Consider the following 16,243-nt stretch of genomic DNA (forward strand, 5'->3'; position numbering starts at 1 on the left):
CATACGACGATCGATTGTGGAGGTCCTTTCATGGCGCACCCCGCCAGGATGTGCGCGGCTGTCGCCGTGGCAGCGACGCTCCTTGTACTTGTCGGTTGCTCGAGCGGTGACAAGGAGAAAGCCCAGCCCGACCCGCCAGCGCCCGCGCCGACCGGCACGGCCATCGAGGCCGATGACCCTCTCGTTGCTCCTACCGCGAACTGCCCTCGACCGCCTCAGGAGCCGACCACCGCTACCGAACCGGAAAGCGGCGGGCTCACCGCACGCACCACCTATATGCTCGGCGGCGGTGAAGCAGACTTCGCCTACGATGTAGCCGCGTTCGACCGGCAACGCACCGCGTTCGAGGTTGCGGACATGCGCAGTCTAAGTATCGATGACACATTCGCCCAAGGTGCGTACGCAGTCGGCGGTGGTCACGCGATCGTCGTCGTTGCCAACGCCAGTGATCAGCCCATCGATATCGCGGGGATTCATCCGGTCAACCTGGTCCGTGAATGCATGCCGCTTGCGGCGGCTTTTCTTGGCGGTGGTGAAGCCGGAGACGAGCCGAAGATGTACTTCGACCTCGATCTGGCCGCTCCTGAGGCCCGTGCATTTAACAACGAAGGCGAGGATCCCACCTTGTTCTTCCAGGAGAAGAGCTGGCAGATCCCTGCGCGAGGCGAAGACGAAGGTCAGATCGATTTCGATACGCAGCTAGGTGCGTACAGCTTTGACCTGGCCATCGAATATCAAATCGACGGCGAGCAGTATTTAGCACTGCTTGACAACAAGGGGCAACCGTTCCGCATTACGTCCAGCTTGTGCGCAAGTAGTGACGACCTAGTCGGTCTACCTGATGCGGCGGTGCAACGACTCAAGAGTCTGCGGTATCAGCGAGTCCGTCAGCGCGGACTTGAGTTTGTCATGGCGGATGTCGACCCGGAACAGGTCGCAGCGGACTGCCCTTGGTGACAACCCACATACCGGGTAGCAGCCGTGCGCCCGGCGAGTGGTGGACGGCAGTCTGCCTCTTGTGACCGCACTCTATGCCGCAGACAAGGCGAGCCTCCTTCCGGCGCCATCACAGAGTGTGGATGAGCCCGCAGTGCTCACTCGATTTCGGGTGCCGTCCACTCTTGAACGGGCGCACGGATGTGTTCGGTTGTGTCAGGGCCGCCGAGTCCGACACCAGCCGAGCGGGGCGGATTGTGGGGATGACTGATGGAAGCGATGGTCGATGCGAGTCGCTCGACGTTCGCCGCGAGTGTGGCGACGCTGGTGCTAAGAGTCGAATTGTCGAGTGCAGATTTCGCGTCGAGCGCCTGCGCCAGCAGGCTGGTGTAGAGGTGACCTGGCCCCTGCGAACGGTTCGTGGTTCCGCCGTTCAACGTATAGAATGTGTTCGACGACAACGAGTTCTGAGCACTTTGGCTCGGAGTTTGGGGACCGCGTTCGCCTGTGGGTGGAGCGGTCCTGTCGTTTGTCAGGGTGAGTTCTCGGCCTGTCGCGGCGTCGTGGATGGTGGCGACGCCGGCGACGCGGCTCCACCACTGCGGTTCGTCGAACACGAGTGCCCGTTGAAAAGCCCACGCCGTGACGTCGGGCAGCCACAGCGCGGGCTGATGCCGATCGTCGACGTGCTGCAGCCGCATCCGGCTGCTGATCTGCTGTCCTCGGACGAGCCGGCGGTAGGTGGTGATGTCAGGCAGATCGCTTGGGTTGACCTTTCGGCCTTGCAGTTGGGTGTCGAGCTGTTCGCGCGGGCTGGCCCGGGTGTCGAGCACGACATCCCGAACCTTCTGTTCGTTGAGACGGTGAAGCAGCTGTGTCAGCGCTGCCTGCCTGGCGGCCTCTTGGTGCTCGCCGAGGGGCACCTGCGCGGCCAGCAGGGTCCAACCAGCGTGGGCTTCGGTTGCGCTGAGCATGTCTTCGATGGGTTGGACATGGCCGCGGCGGTAGAGGTTGCTGGCGTGGAACTCGTCGTGCGGGCCGGCGGCTTGGCGGGCGGCCTCGACGACGGTGGGCAGGTCGTCAGGTTCGACCAGGACAGCGGCGAAAAGATAGGCGCCGGGGTGCCCCTGCAAACGGATGAAAGCTTCATCGACAAAGGCAACAGGATGCGTGCTCATGGTCGAGTCCGGTCCTCACGGCTGGCACGGACTGGGCCGGTGCGCAGAGTGCGGGGCTCAGACATGGTCGGCCTCCGGCTCCGAACGGCCGCTCGGTGAGCCGAATTCCTCGAGGACGCGATGCTGTGCGGCTTCGGCGCTCGTAGCGAGCGCTTCGGGAAGCGGATGACGATGTGGCTGCGGACGTGTCACGTCAACAGCGCGGACCCGGGCCACGGCCAGCTGGACGGTTTCGGCGAGGTCGCTGGCAGTGTCGGCGGACCGCTGTGCCCGACGGGCCAGTTCGGCTGCCGCGGCCAAGCCGGCATAGCGGGTTGGGAGCGCGTCGTCGTACCAGGCCGTCCAGGCACGGTGCTGGACTTCGAGGTTTCGCACTGCTTCGCGAGCATGGCCCAGCCGATCAGCGGCGTGGTCCAGTCGGGCACGTAGTTCGCCGACGGCACTGGCGGCACGTAGTGCTGTGGCTCGGGCCTGTTGTTGCTCAGACGCGGCACGTATACGCGGGGGGCCGACACGCCACCAGCGCCGCCGAACCTGGTCGGCACGGACGTCGGCGGCGCGCGCGTTGGCTTGCGCGATGGCAAGGTCGAGACGAGTGCCACGCAGGTTTTGTTCGGCCACAACCAGCTCCACGTGCGCAACCCGCAACTGCCCGGCGACGTACTGAGGGCCACGCCTTTCTTCGTCGCGTTGTGCCGTGATGAGCTGCCGTAGCCCGTTCTCGGAATCGGCCGTGATTCGGCCGGCGAGGGTGGCGACACCAAGAACGGTCTGCGCCCGCCGCCATGCTGCCCACCGTCCAGGGTCGCGATGAGAGGGCTCGGGACCAATCGGGTCGTCGTTGTTGTGTTCGAAGCGGTCGCGATAGGCGATGACAACGGCGGCGCGGCTGATCCATTGCCGCCGTCCGGCTGGGTCTTCCGGCACTGCGCCGAGCGCGTTCGACCATGTCGGAAAGCGTGTAGCGGCGTCCTCGGCAAGGGCCTCGATGCGCCGATCGGCGTGCTCGGCAATCTGCCTCAGGGCAGCGCCGATGTCGCCGTCGAAGGTCAGAGCACGATCGGTGTAACTGCCGGTCTGCGACGAGGCGGCGGCTGCCGCGGGGTCGGGTACGACTAGGCCGTACGTTTCGTCGATGCGCCAGGCCAGCACAGAGGCAACGTCGCGGGCAGTTGCCAGTTCCCGCTGCGCGCCGGCTTCGGCCAGGACTTGGAGGGGGTCGTATCCGGCGATTGCGAGCGCTTGCAGCCGCCCGACGAGGGCCGGCAGAGCAGGGTCGTCAGCTAGGCCGGCCGCAGCGGTTGAGCCGCATGTGGCCCGGACGACGGCTGTGTAGCGAGGCATGGCGGCGCGGGCGTTGAGGTCGTCGTAGATCGGCCCGAGCCGGGCGAGTGAGTCGACATCGGCCCAGAGCAGTTCCTCCGTCTCGGTGGCTGAGCGGTCGGTGGTGTCGGCGCGCAGGATGTCGGCGAGAACGGTAATGCCGGCCGTGGGGGGTGCTGGTGGGTGTGACTCAGGCGATTGGTCGATGGTGACTACGGCGAGTTGGTTGAGCAGTCGACCGCGGGTCGCCATGACGTACAGCCGGGCGTGGCTGGTGGCCGCGTCGACGATGGCGCGAGCAGTATCGACGGTACGGCCTTGGGCCGAGTCGACGGTGGCTACGTATGCGAGTTGTACGTGCTGGGCGGCGTAGCTTGCGGGCAGCGTCGTTCGATAGCCGCCGCTGACGTCTTCTACGAGGAGATTCCCGGCCCCGCTGATCTCGAGGATCCGCCATTGGGCGCGGTTGGCGACGAACTTGTCTCCTGCGATCAGGGAGCGTTCGTTGCGTCGAGTTACTACTAGGTCCCCGATACCCGCGCGGGTTCGATTGGCCAGCTTCACCGAGTCGGCCGGGTTGACCTGACCGGCGTTGATGAGCATCTGGCGGGCCCGGATCGCGATGTCGGCGGCCTCCTGCTCGGTCTCGACCAGGATGAGGCTTTGCCGGTCATGCAGGGTGTCGGCCGCCCAGCCGTCCAGGACCTGCTCGACGAGTTGGGTGCGTTCCCCGGAGATGACTCGGCCTCTCCGGTCGTACTCGGCCAGGGCTGTGGTGTCCCCGTCACGGAGCCGGAGGCTGGCTGGGCCTTCCCACGACTCCTCGAATCGGCGGACCTCGCGCAGGGTGGTGGTGTGTCCGAGCGAGGCCAAGTAGCGGAACATGCCGCCAGGACCGATGGCGCTGATCTGTGCGGGGTCGCCGACGAGAATGAGCTTCCCCTCGACCGGTTCGAGAAGCCGGGTGAGTTCGATCAGATCAAGGGTGGATGCTTGGGAGGCCTCGTCGACGATGAGCCACTGCCCAGGTCGGAACGTCCAGTCGTCGTTGGTTGTGCCGTTCGGGGGTGTGTGCTGGGCGTGCAGCCACATGGCGATGTTTTCGGTACGTATCCCCGGCCGGCCGCCTTCGCGGGAGGCGTCGGCCAGGACGTAGGCGGCGTTCTGCCCGACGGTCAGTCCCAGAAGCGGAATACCCGCGCGCTGCGCCGCGACCGCGACCGCGGACTGCAGAAAGGTCTTGCCGGTGCCGGCCGGGCCGACGATTCCGGTGACGCGCCTGTCGTCGCCGACCGCGAACACGAGCGCGGCCCGTTTCTCGGCAGAGAGGTCCAGGTCGCTGGCAACCTGTTCGAGGAGCGCTGCCGGTGCCTGGTGCGCGTCCCGGCGAGCGGCGAAAGCGATGAGTTCTTTCTCCGCAGCCAGCACCGGGACGGTAGTCAACTTCAAGTCGCGGTGCCTGCTGTAGATACTTTGCGAGTCCGATGAGCGAACCAATGTCGGTCCCCATACGGCAAGTTCAGGTGGAGTGATTAGACGCAGCTGGCCGGCATGTGTCCGCACTGCTTCGGAGGCCAGCAGTTCTACCCTCCGCCAGTCCTCTCGACGATCGCCGGTTGTCTGGACGTGCAACGCGCGACCGATCGCGAGTTCCAAGTGTTCCAGTTTGAATACGGCTCGCTCGGCCGTGACATCCTCGATAGCCTGCTCGACCGCCAGATGAGGTACGCGGCGAACGGCGGCATTCACGATCAACCGGAGCTGTTCGTGGCTCGCAGGTTCGGTGCGGAGTGCTGCGGCGTACAGGTGCTCTCGTTGTAATTTGCGGTCACCCGCGGCGTGCTGTGCTCGATGGATCACTCTTCTGGCGGTGCGATCGACATGGTCAGCGACTTGTCCCCCGGCAATCCGCTCGACCTCTCCGGCAGTGTCGAAACCTGCAGAACGGTCTTCGCGTCGCCACCGTGCGACCGCTTGGGCCGTGGATTCCGGCTCGTCTTTGCGTGCGCGGGTACGCAGGGTGGCGTCTTGGGCGCTCCGTCGCCATCGGCTGATCGGCACCCATTGCCGGCCGGCGGCCGGTTCGGTGAGTCGGTCGGTCATCTCGGACTCGATCGCGGTCCGGCGCTTGGAGTAGTGCGTAATCGCTCTGGCGCTGATTCCGACGATCTCTCGGATCGACGAGTCTGGCCGGGCGGCGAATCGAATCCCCAGCCGATGGTGCAAAGCGTGTTCAACCGCCCGTTCGTACGCGATCCGCGCAGTGACGGAAGCCTGGTAGAACGCCTTCGAGTCCAGGGCCAGCCAGTCCTCGCGACCGTCTCGCTGCACGCGGACCTTCGCGCTGACGATGATGTGGGAGTGGACTTGAGGGTCCTTCTCCCGGCTCATGCGATGGTCGAACACCATGGCGGCGAGACCGTCAGTGTCGACCTGTACGAGCCCGTTGGTCCCCAACCGGGTAAAGGCGCCGTGGATGCGGAGTTGCTCCAAGGTGGCTCGGACGCCGTCGTGGTGGGCGGCCATCACATGTTGCTTCACGGTGCCGTCGCCGAACGCCCACAACAGAGAGACAGACTTGACGGGTGAAACGGTGACATCGAATCCTGCGACTGGATGCCGCTCTGGAGCCGTCCAGATCCTCAGCCAAACCTGCGCGATCTGTTCGTAGGTCGCGTCCGGGGCCAACTTCGCCCAAGCCTTGTCTACTGCTGCTCGCCGTGCGTCGTCATCAAGGGCAGGAAACCGACGCCACAGCCGGCCGAGCTGTTTTCCGGTTTCGGGATGCTGGCCGCTGCCGATCAGGTAGAGCATTTGCGACTCGGTTACCTGGCCGGTCATGCCGAACATCCGCTCGGCTTGGCCGGCCCACCAACCTGGAGCCTCACCACGGGCGCGTGGGTCGGCGTGGTACGCAACAAGTCCGCCGTGCTCAGCCGTCCGAAAGTCGTGTTTACCCGCAGCGATCTGTCGAGTCAAATAGGCGATCCCAGCCCCAGGCGAGATGCGCGTGACCGTGAGCATGCCGGCGACCGTAGCGCGCGCCAAGCTCCCCTATCGACATTGAGAATGCCAAGGGGTGTGCTGGCTCTGGAAGTTTTGTGGAGGGTGGATAGGTGTTAGTGCTGGATGATGTTGGTGTGGCTAGAAATAGCCAGACGATAGGAAATGTGTGGCTAGTTTTAGCCGGATGTAAAAGCCTAGGCAGAGGGGCATGGGGCATCTAGCGTCGGTGGATGGCAAGCAACGCAACGAATGCGTCGATTGACAGGCTGCGGGAGCAACACACGTTGCAGCAGCGTGAACTACGCATGCGGCACGCTGCGCAGAAACGGGCCCTGGCAAGGGTGACCGTGCAACAGTCGGCTTTGGAAGCGGCGGAACGCGAGCGGGAAGCGGCAACGGAACGTCTGAATGCGGCTGTAGCGGAAGCGCATGAAGGGCGCGATGTCGCGGTGGCCGTGTTGACGCGTCTGTGCTCCTCGGTGCAGGACGTTGCGGGGCTGATCGGGCCGTCGGTGGCTGAGGTCCGCCGCGCGGTGCAGCGCGCGCCGGAGGCGGTCGTCAATCGGCAGGTGGAGCTGCTGTTGGCGAGTGGTGCGAAGCGGCGGCGGTTGCGGGCGGCGCCGGTTGAGGAGCGTTCTGAACCGGTGTCCTTGTCCGGTCATGGAGGCGGCGGCGAAGCAGAGATGGCGGGACCGCACTAGTCGGTGGTTCGAGGGTGCGGAGGTCAGCGTCGGGGAGCTAGGTTGGATGCTGACCGTTGACGATGCCTTTGGTGTCGGATGCTTGGTCGACGTTTAGGCCGACGGACCTTGCCGGGTACACCTTCGCGGGTTGTCCTCCTTCGGGAGGCCGTCGGCCTTCTTCACGCCTCAATGCGGCCGGGGACCCTCGGTCCCCGGCCGCGATGAGCTAGAACGGAACGTCTGTGTCGCTGAGCTGGTAAGCGGCCGAGGCTGGCTGTGCGACATCGAAGATGGCCTGCATGTCGCACACGCCTTCCTTCTCGGCGTCGGCGCGGAGAGTTTCGACGAAGCCGTCCGGCGCAGTGGCGTATCCATCGAGGATGGCAATGACCCATTCCGGTTCGGTGATCGGCGTGGTGTCGTCACCGAGCTCGATGCTGGGGCAGGGCCACGCGTCGCCTTCTTCGTAGATGTGGACGTAGTACGACCCGTGCCCGGGGCTCCATCCCGTAACAACCAGCCGGATGCTTGCTGCCAGGTCGTTCAGTTCGTGTGAGCTCACGATGAACCGTCCTTCTGATGCTTTTCGACGTTATCGGGAGTTGCCGCTCCCGATGAAGCAACTTTATCAATCAAATAGCTATATATCAATGCACTTAATAGCTATTCTGGTTTTAGTATCGTGAGATTAGAAAGCGCTAAAGAGGGCGTTTTCGCTGCTGGAGCGCGCCCAACTTGATTTTCAGGCGCTTTTTGGCCGGTGGGGGCGACCTGGGTCGCCAGGTTTCGCGGCGGCTGGAGCCAGGGCCGTGGCGGGGGTTTCGGGGAAAAGATCATGCGTCTTGTGCATGATGTTTTCCGCGCCCGTCGCGGCATTGGTGGAAGCCGTCGCGAAACCTATCCTGTTGGCGTAGCCAACGGCCAGAGAAGGCCTTTGTAGTGCGGCCGCAGGCCGCTCCGATGATGCCTTTGAGGCCGGCCCGCAACTGAGGGCCGGCCTCAAAGGGCTTGTGTGCCTAGCGGTGATGCACGAGCTCCGGGTCGGTGACGACATCGGGCCAGGCGTCGGCGGCGATCTTCTCGCCGTGCGGCGTGACGACGAGGTCACCGCTTCGCTGCCGACGTGGTGTGCCCACGCCCGGGTGGCTGCTCTTCGGCAGGAGCAGAATCTCCGCCGGCGTTATGTTGATGACCGCTTGGTCGCTTCGATCGAGATACGGGAAGAACTTCTTCACCGTGACCAGGACCTCGGCGCCGGGCTGCAGCGAGCGGGCCAGCAGCATCTGCTGTTCGTCCCAGCAGGTCACCTCGAACTCCATCGGTTCGGTGGCGACCCACTTGCCGTCCTTACGGTAGCCGGTGCGGTGGGTGATGCGGAACTTGACGAAGACCCGGCCGCCACGGGCTTCTCCGTGCTCACTGCGGCCTCGAACCGTGCCCTGGATGAGACTGCTGAAGACTTGCTTGGACGGTTCCTGGTGCACGACTAGCCTCCTGGGATCTCGAGCGGTGTGGTGCGGGAGGGGACGGGGCCAGCCGTTGGACTGGCCCCGGCTCTTGGTCAGGCGGGCTGCAGCTCGGGTTCGAGTTCGGCGGTTGTGGGGTCCCAGGGATCGCCTTCCGCCTTGGCGTCGTCCGCCGGGCGGGCGCCCTTGAACCGCATAGACAAGGACACGTTCTCGGCGCTGACCTCGAGGACGCCGCCAGGGGTGCCGTCTTGGCGGACGAATGGCCAGACGCCCAGGTCGTCGCGGGCGCGAACGGTGACGGTGTCGCCCTTGTTCAGCTCCGCGCACCGCTCGGCGAGGTCGCCCCAAGCGGTGACCTGCACCCACATCGGGGTGGTGTCGACCCACTCGCCATCGACCTTGCGGCGGCGGTTGTGGGCGACGCGGAGCCGGCACAGGGTCTGTCCGGTCTTGGTCTCCTCCAGCTCTGGCTTGGCGGCAAGGTTGCCCTCGAAGGTGAGATTGAATTCCGACATGGCCGACTCCCGTCCTGGTGGTGCGGTGCGGCGCTACGCGCTGGCCGGATCGGCTGATCGGGGCGCCGCGGTGCCGCGCTGACGGGGCAGGTCCGAGCCCGCTCGTAGGCGCAGGGGTGCAAGCCCCGTTCGAGCCAGAAGATCTTGGCGTCGAGCAGGGCGAGACGGTGTTGGCCAAGATGTTCTGCCGGGGCTTGCACCCCTGGCCTGGGTGGGCTGACCTTGGGGTCCCTCAGCGGCGACATCTGCGGACGTCCGCAGGCCTGCGACCCGTGTGCGCGTGCGACGTCCGGTCACCGGGTGACAGCGTCACGGTCCAGGAGTGCCCTGCCGGCGTGGGCTGCGCAGTCCGGCGTGCCAACCCGAGGCGAACGTGCGGTGGACTTCGGCGCGTCCGAGCCCTGCGCGTAAGGCTGCTTGTGTGAGTGCGCGACGTGCGGTGGCCTCGGTCATGCCCGTTCGCTCGGCCAGTTGCCCGAGCCGGAACGCGGCCCGGTTCAGGGTGGCATTGCGGCCTCCGCCGCTGATGCGCCGGCCGTCGAGAATGACCGGCCGAGGCGCGCGCAGCACACGCTCGACTTCCCCTGTCAGCGCGGCCTGCCCATATCTGCTCACGTCCGCGATCGGAGCCGCCTCGGGGACAGCCGGTGGTTGCGGAGCCACGAGAAGGCTTAGGGCTGGTGGGCAAGCTGGTAGATGGGCGGTATCCCACGGCTGACGGAACCTGTAGCGGATGCCGGATACGTGTAAAGACGGCGGGGCTACTACGAAGCCACCGCGTCCTCGCCAGTCGACGCCGGGCAGGATTGCGATTCGACTGGGTAGGCCGGCAGAGGCATACCACAGATGCCAGCCGCGTCCGGTGCGGATCAATGGACCGCTGAGCCGGATGACCTTGAGAAGGTCGAGGATCTGGTGGAGCCCATCGTTGGTGTCGATGTCGCATACGTCGAGGACTGTCCCGGTGGCCAGGCCGATGTTTGCGTAGGGCCACAGAGACCACCAACGTCTAACGACCTCGGGATGGCGGGACGCCCCATGCAAACCCTTCCGTAGGCGCGGATGTTTGCCCGGTGACGAGCACCTTGCTCCGGCGCGACAGCTGCACCGACCGTCCACGCCGGGGGAGTGCAGCGGCAACACTGGCATTCCTGCCGCGGCATAGGTGGTTGCGGCGGCGACGAGCTCGGCGTGGGCGGTCGATCCGCGACTGGCGTCCTGCCCCCAGGCGGCGGTCACGGTGCGTCCTTACGGCCACGAATGACGTGGAGCGCCTGCGAAACGACGCTAGAGCAGGGCGCGGCAGCGTTGTGGCAACGCCGCAGCATCACCGGCGCCGAAAGGGGATCACAGATGCCAGGTCTGCGTGCGAGACGTGGGTGGTGAGACACAACGGGCTCCCTTGCCGCGAACGGGCGACGTGTGTCGCGGCGTCCGGCTGACCGAGCAAGGCCGTGAATCACAGCGGCGCCGCGGATTGCGTGCGGAATCGGGGGTAGGCCGCGGTTACGGTCCTCGCCCCCGGGCTGTGATCGCGCACGCCGTGCGCGGATCACAGCCGTGAGGACACTCAGCCCGCGTCAGGGATGTCCTGATCGTCATCGGCGTGCACCTGCAGTTGGACGTCCGGTATCGGTGGCATCGCCTCGTCTGTGTCCTGGTCCGGTTCCATCTCGGTGTCGTCGGCGGTCCAGGACTCGTAGAGGTCCTGCTCGTCGGCCGTCAGCGGGTATCCGAGATCGCGCAGCTTGTCGTACCAAGCGACGGCTCTTTCTTCGTTGACCCACATCCGATGCGGCCGAGCCAAGTCCTCCAGGTTGTCCTCTGACGTGCAGATGTACTTGGCGACCAAGCTGCGGCGCAGGCGGTCCTCACCTGCGCCGTCAAGGACCTCGTCGTCGGAGCCGCCAAGAGCGCGGTACAACTCGTCGAGATCACCGGAGTAGTTCATCGACTTGCCGAGCATGGCGGCCCGCAAGGCGGGCACGAACAGACTCCGGGCGGACTTGGCGGTGCCGAACATCGCGACAATGAACTCGCGGCGTACCTTCGCGGCCAGCCGCAAACGTTCAGCGCGCTCTCTCGTCTGCTGCGCTTCGAGCTCCCGAGCCGCGATCTCCTCCGAGTTCAGTCCTCGATACGCCGTGGGGACAGGCTTACGACGTGCATAGCCACGCTCGGCTGGGTCGTCGCAATACACCACAGCCTGGGCCTGGCCACCGCTGTCCTTCTCCACGAAGGCCCGGAAGCCGGGTTGAGTCTTGACCGTCTCGATGTCGACCGGCTGGCCGTCGGAGTCCACGAGCAGGTCAGCGCGCTCCGCGGTGCCGTCGTATCCGAAGCCGCGCGGCTTGGGCGTCACCTCGACGCCTTCGAGCACCAGCTGTGCTTTGACCAATTCTTTGTGGTGGGCGTACGCACGCCGTTCCCTGAGCCGGGACAGCTCGTGCTTGAAGTCGTACGGGTTGCTGAGCTTCTCCAGCAGTTTGTTCTGCCCGTCCGGGTCGTCGGCGAACTCCTCGAGCGCGTGCGTCTGCACGAGGTCCAAGGTGCCTGCATTAAGAGCGCGCTGCGCGGCGGCTGGCAGGCTTCGCGCCTTGACCGCCGTGCGGATCTGGCTGACGTCTACGCGGCGCGCGTCCGCGATCTGCTGGTCGCTGAGGCCAAGGTCGAGCAGCATCTGGTATGCCTCAGCCTTCTCGAGGCCCTCCAGATCCTTGTGATGGTCGTTGAGCTCCAACGTTTGCAGGATGAGCTGAATCTCGTCGTCGGTGTCGGCGATGAAGCACGGGAGGTCGAAGCGCTCGGCCGCGATCGCCGCCATGCGTCGCCGCAGTCCCTTGACAACCGCGAAGTGCTCAACGGGTTCAGCGCCCTCGATCGGCTCGCCCGCCGCGTTGGTCGGGGTATGAAGGCCGATCGACCGCACGACGAGTGGGGCGCGGACGCCGAACAGGCGAACTGAGGCGATCAGGTCGCTCAGGTCTCCCATCTTTGCGCGCTTGAATCCTTGCGGTTCGTGTAGGAATCGCGCGTCGAGAACCGCGGCACGAAACGGTAGAGGCTGTTCGCCCTGAGTGCTGTTCAGGTGGACGGGGCCGTCCACGGCTTCGCCGATCAGAACAGGTTCGGACAGGGCCAATTCCGAGCCAGTTGTGTGCTGTACTTCGAGTTCGGCGAGGTTGTTGGTCGGGAAGGACTCGCTGGTTTCGTTGACGACGGCGGTCATTCGGACGCACCTCCACATCGTTGTCCGGTCATGAGATCTAGGCTCGAGCGGGTGCCCGAGCGACGGCTGACGTGATCCGATGTGGGCCGGCCGATTGGCGTGGACCTGCAGGCCCACCCCTGGACACCGCGTTCCGCGGCAGTTGGTGGGGTGGGCTTGCGGGTCACGCCACGGGCGGTCAGGATCAACGGCTGGCCGTGCCGGCACCTGCCAAGGCAGCTGGAAGCTGAGGGGTTTGCCGCGAGGGGTCCGACGTCAGTGGCCGCCGGCCCGATGCAGTCGGTGTGCGGGTATACGCGTACGCACGATGTCACCGACCAGCCGCGTGAGCCGATCGTCTGGGCTCTCCTGGGTGGCCCGATTTAACGCCACCTCGGCGAGCGCATGATCGTCGCGCCGCCAGGCGGACCATGCGGCTAGCGTCGCTGGGCCGGTCACGTAGCGGTCGGGAACGCGGCGCACCACGTCGAACCAAAGGTCCCGCTGCCACATACGCGCACATACGGAGTGAAGTGCGGTTTGGAGGACGTCGTGATGTGTCAGGGCGAGTGCGAGCGGTGCTAGCTGCTCGGGTGTAAGCCTCTGGCCTTGTTTGGCGTCCGCGAGGACAGCACCGAGCAGGCCAGTGACGGCAACATCGGGTGCCAGGACCGCCAGCGCTGCCTCCGTCTCGGCCTGTCCTACCAAATCGGGTGCCAGGAGGCCGACCAAAGCTCGGCGCGAGGGCAAGGCAGTCCGGCCCTCTACGGTGAGCTGGGTGGCGATCTGGTTGTTGGCCGGATCGAAAACGATGCCGTTCCGTGCCGAACAGGAGCAGCCAGCGAGGATGCATTCGCACCGGGAATCGGTGACTAGCAGCAAGGTGTGCAGCCGGAGAAACAGGTTCAAGATCTGTCCCACCCTGGCGGTGACGGATCGGACCATCGGGCTGGGCCCATAGCTGACCAGCGCGACCTCGGTACATGGATCGGCCGGGGCTCGCAGCATCAGATGCTCCGCCAACGCGACAGCCGAGAACCGGAGCGGCTCGGCCGCCACTCCGAGGACACGTTGATCATCGCTCAGGTACAACGCGACGACCTCGTCGGCGGGGTGATAGCCCAACACGTACGGGATGGCGCCCAGCAGGTTCTGTGGACTGCGGACGAAGGTGTCAGATGTTGAGTCGGTCATGTTCGAGTCCCTTCAACAGGGGCAAGGGGCACTGGCGAGCGGCGATCTCAGCCGGCGTTGGTCGTCTGTTCGGTGATCTCGGGGCGCGGCGGAAGCTTCCCCAGGACCCGTACGGTCGTAGTGGTCCTGATCGGTTTGTCCTGAGGACCGCGCAGATGTGGTCGTACGACGATCCAGTCCCGCAGCATTCGGCCTGGCCCGTGTGGCTGGTGACGCCAGTGGGGCGCGACCCACCAGCGGTAGTCCCGATTGTTCGAGTTGCCGGAGGCAGCGCGCTGGGCGGAGGTCGACGTCGTGCGTGCGCCGCGGATGCTTACCAGCTGAATCGTCGGTTCGGGGCGTCTGGCGCGCTGGTAGCTCTTTCGGATCGACGTGTCGGCCCGCGTAGTCGCTGTCTCGGCAAGTCGCTGCCGGATGAGCCGCCAAGTCGTCAGCAAAGCGGCCGCCGGATGCACTGCGGTGACGAGTTGTCCGGGCCGCAGCGCGACGGCGAAGACTGGGATCAGCCAACCCACTTCCGTACGCAACAGCTGCAGTCTCGCCGGGGGCAGGCCGGACCCGACGCTGCGGTATCCGACCAGTTGGACAGCATCGCCGTACGTGCCCCACGACGCCGCGATGCAGCTTCGATGGGCATCGACTGGCCGCGTCCACGCGACGAAACCATGTGCGGCCGGCAGATCACCGGGGGCATATCTCATCCGCGGCATAACCTCCGCGGCGTTGCGAGTCAGCTCGGTGAAGTCGTTGTCGATCCAGAACAGCCGAGTGCCCGCCAAGCTAGCCGCCAGTGGTCTGCGTACGTTGGGATGGCTTAGACCGAAAGGCAGCGCAGTCTCACCGCCGATCAGGCTGGCGAGCCGATCACGAATCTTCGGCAGCGTCCTCGCCGGTAACGGGTCAATCGCCCACTGGCCGCCTACAGCCAGTGCACGGCCGGGAACCAGCGAGGCGAGGACCTGGTCGAGCATGACGGCGAGATGCGCGATGACTTCGGTGCTGAGGGCCCGTTTGTGTGCTGTGATCCGGTCCACAAGGCCCTGCAGGTCTCTGGGCTCGACTAGGACGGCGCACTCGATACATGCGGACCAGCGGGTGCCGTAGTTGCGAACGACTGTGCCGTTGACGGTTTCGACCTTGGCGAAGACAGCTCGTTCAGTGTGGTAGACGAACAGAATTCTCGGGTCGGTGCAGAAATCGCAGACGTAGGTGGCCTCGACGGAGTCGGCAGGCACCGGCTCGGGCGGGTGATCCGTGCTCTTCCAGGCCGGATGCTCGAACGAAATGACGCCGGCCGGCAGTTCGACGTGGACATCAAGAGGGCTGCCGCAGTTGCCGCATGCGAACGTGTCGCCATCGGTGCGGCTGGAGTTCACACGGTTCTCCGCAGCGCGAGAACAGCGATGTGCCGTTGGGACGGCATGGATTCCTCCGAAGATCGAAGTCAGGGCGCCCACCGATCGATGGGCGCCCTGAGAGAGATGCGTTCGTAGCCGGATCGGCGGGACGTCAGGCGGCTGCGGCAGCGAGACGCAGAGCTCGCGACGCGGTGGTCTCCATTCGGTACGCCGCGTCGGCATCCTCAATACTGCGGGCGACGGAAGTGACCGCCTGCATGACTCCGCCCGCGCTCAGATCCGATCCGGCGATGAAGTGAGCCAGGATCGCGTCCTGCTGATCCTGCGTGTAATGCAGCTGCTGCGAGACGACCTTGATCGTCACCTCGGGCCGGCGAACCTTGACGCCCGCGGCGCGCTCGAGGTCGCTGACCGCTCGAGCGACGAAGTCGACATTGAGGTAGGCGCGAATGGTGTCGACTGTTTGCGCGGTGATCAGCGCCAGCGCCCTGCGTATCGTTTCCGCAGAAGGATCGACGATGCCGTCCTGGTCGGTGATACGGGCGCCGACGTGTGTGCGCCCGACGGTGCCGTGCTCGACAGTTTGGCCGTTGGTGCATACCTCGATACGCAGCCACGGGGCCAGGGAGTACCGGCCGTACCCGGTCTCGGAGTTCTTCAACAGGAACCCGCCGGAGATGACCGGCAGATCGCTGCCGCGACGCCCGTCGAACGGTGAGCGGTAGTGACGCAGCAGCTCCGGCGCCATGACCTGCACCTCGGGCGAAACGAACCGAACGTACATGCGTCTGTCGGTCAGGTCGCAGGACGCGATCTGTACGCCGACTCGAGCCTTCTCGATGCCCTTGATCGCCGCCATGAGTACGTCGAGGTTGTCGATGCGCAGGTAGCGGTCAGACAGGAAGGCTCGGGCGGTGCCGTCGTTGCTGTCAGGCGTGTCGCGTTGGCAGCGGACCAGGAATCGGCGGTCGTCGCGTTCGAGCCAGCTGTTGATGTTGTCGTCCAGCAGCGGCACGTTCTCACGCGCCAGGCGACGAAGGTAGGGAACGGGGATGTCGAGCTTTGCCCCGACACCGCCGAGAGCCACCTGAGAGAGCCTGAACTGTCCTGCGGTCAGGTCGACACCGGTCGAGGTCAGGACGGGGGCGGTTCGTGGGATCACCAGCGTGCCTTCGTCGGAGCGCATCGTCGAGGCGCCGGCGATCACGTCCACTGACCGGGTGTGCTGCTCCCGGAGCGTTGCGATCAGGGCGTTCAAACCGATGTGGCGATTCGGTGCTACGGCGATGGTCTGCTGAGTCATAGGCCGTGCCTTCCGGGCAAGACCGCTACCCGCGAGCGGCGGTCGAAGGGCGCGCCCACCCGGACCTAGC

12 protein-coding genes are annotated in these 16,243 nt (G+C 65.5%); 2 read left to right on the forward strand and 10 right to left on the reverse strand.

Features of this window, described 5'->3' with window-relative positions; genetic code table 11:
• Positions 1–30 precede the first annotated feature (30 nt).
• Positions 31–957: a hypothetical protein gene (locus JIG36_RS48695; RefSeq protein ID WP_236049945.1), complete on the forward strand. Its 927-nt coding sequence runs from the start codon at positions 31–33 to the stop codon at positions 955–957.
• Between the two features lie 137 nt (positions 958–1,094).
• Here the strand turns inward: JIG36_RS48695 and JIG36_RS48700 are convergent, their stop codons facing one another.
• On the reverse strand, positions 1,095–2,114 hold the full coding sequence (locus JIG36_RS48700; RefSeq protein WP_203383755.1) for a hypothetical protein: 1,020 nt from the start codon (positions 2,112–2,114) through the stop codon (positions 1,095–1,097).
• Between the two features lie 57 nt (positions 2,115–2,171).
• On the reverse strand, positions 2,172–6,461 hold the full coding sequence (gene mobF, locus JIG36_RS48705; protein ID WP_203383756.1) for a MobF family relaxase: 4,290 nt from the start codon (positions 6,459–6,461) through the stop codon (positions 2,172–2,174).
• A gap of 212 nt (positions 6,462–6,673) precedes the next feature.
• Between mobF and JIG36_RS48710 the strand changes: the two genes are divergently transcribed.
• A complete protein-coding gene (locus JIG36_RS48710) occupies positions 6,674–7,144 on the forward strand; it encodes a hypothetical protein (RefSeq protein WP_203383757.1) in 471 nt (156 codons plus the stop codon).
• Positions 7,145–7,352: 208 nt separating this feature from the next.
• Here JIG36_RS48710 and JIG36_RS48715 read toward each other — a convergent pair whose 3' ends face one another.
• The 8 genes from JIG36_RS48715 to JIG36_RS48750 all read right to left on the reverse strand — a co-directional run bounded on the left by JIG36_RS48715 (position 7,353) and on the right by JIG36_RS48750 (position 16,173).
• Positions 7,353–7,688, reverse strand: coding sequence for a hypothetical protein (locus JIG36_RS48715; RefSeq protein WP_203383758.1), 336 nt, complete (start codon positions 7,686–7,688; stop codon positions 7,353–7,355).
• Positions 7,689–8,142: 454 nt separating this feature from the next.
• Entirely contained in the window at positions 8,143–8,610 is a 468-nt protein-coding gene (locus tag JIG36_RS48720) for a hypothetical protein (RefSeq protein ID WP_203383759.1), read from the reverse strand.
• A gap of 77 nt (positions 8,611–8,687) precedes the next feature.
• On the reverse strand, positions 8,688–9,110 hold the full coding sequence (locus JIG36_RS48725) for a single-stranded DNA-binding protein (RefSeq protein WP_203383760.1): 423 nt from the start codon (positions 9,108–9,110) through the stop codon (positions 8,688–8,690).
• A gap of 309 nt (positions 9,111–9,419) precedes the next feature.
• On the reverse strand, positions 9,420–10,349 hold the full coding sequence (locus JIG36_RS48730) for a bifunctional DNA primase/polymerase (protein WP_307873223.1): 930 nt from the start codon (positions 10,347–10,349) through the stop codon (positions 9,420–9,422).
• Between the two features lie 331 nt (positions 10,350–10,680).
• Positions 10,681–12,339: a ParB/RepB/Spo0J family partition protein gene (locus JIG36_RS48735; protein WP_203383761.1), complete on the reverse strand. Its 1,659-nt coding sequence runs from the start codon at positions 12,337–12,339 to the stop codon at positions 10,681–10,683.
• Positions 12,340–12,594: 255 nt separating this feature from the next.
• Positions 12,595–13,512: a DUF4192 domain-containing protein gene (locus tag JIG36_RS48740; protein ID WP_203383762.1), complete on the reverse strand. Its 918-nt coding sequence runs from the start codon at positions 13,510–13,512 to the stop codon at positions 12,595–12,597.
• Between the two features lie 47 nt (positions 13,513–13,559).
• Positions 13,560–14,888 (reverse strand): hypothetical protein, encoded by a 1,329-nt coding sequence (locus JIG36_RS48745; protein WP_203383763.1) that lies wholly within the window; start codon positions 14,886–14,888, stop codon positions 13,560–13,562.
• 133 nt (positions 14,889–15,021) lie between these two features.
• A complete protein-coding gene (locus JIG36_RS48750; RefSeq protein WP_203383764.1) occupies positions 15,022–16,173 on the reverse strand; it encodes a DUF932 domain-containing protein in 1,152 nt (383 codons plus the stop codon).
• Positions 16,174–16,243: the final 70 nt, after the last annotated feature.

The organism is Paractinoplanes ovalisporus, from assembly GCF_016834655.1.
GTDB lineage: Bacteria > Actinomycetota > Actinomycetes > Mycobacteriales > Micromonosporaceae > Actinoplanes > Actinoplanes ovalisporus.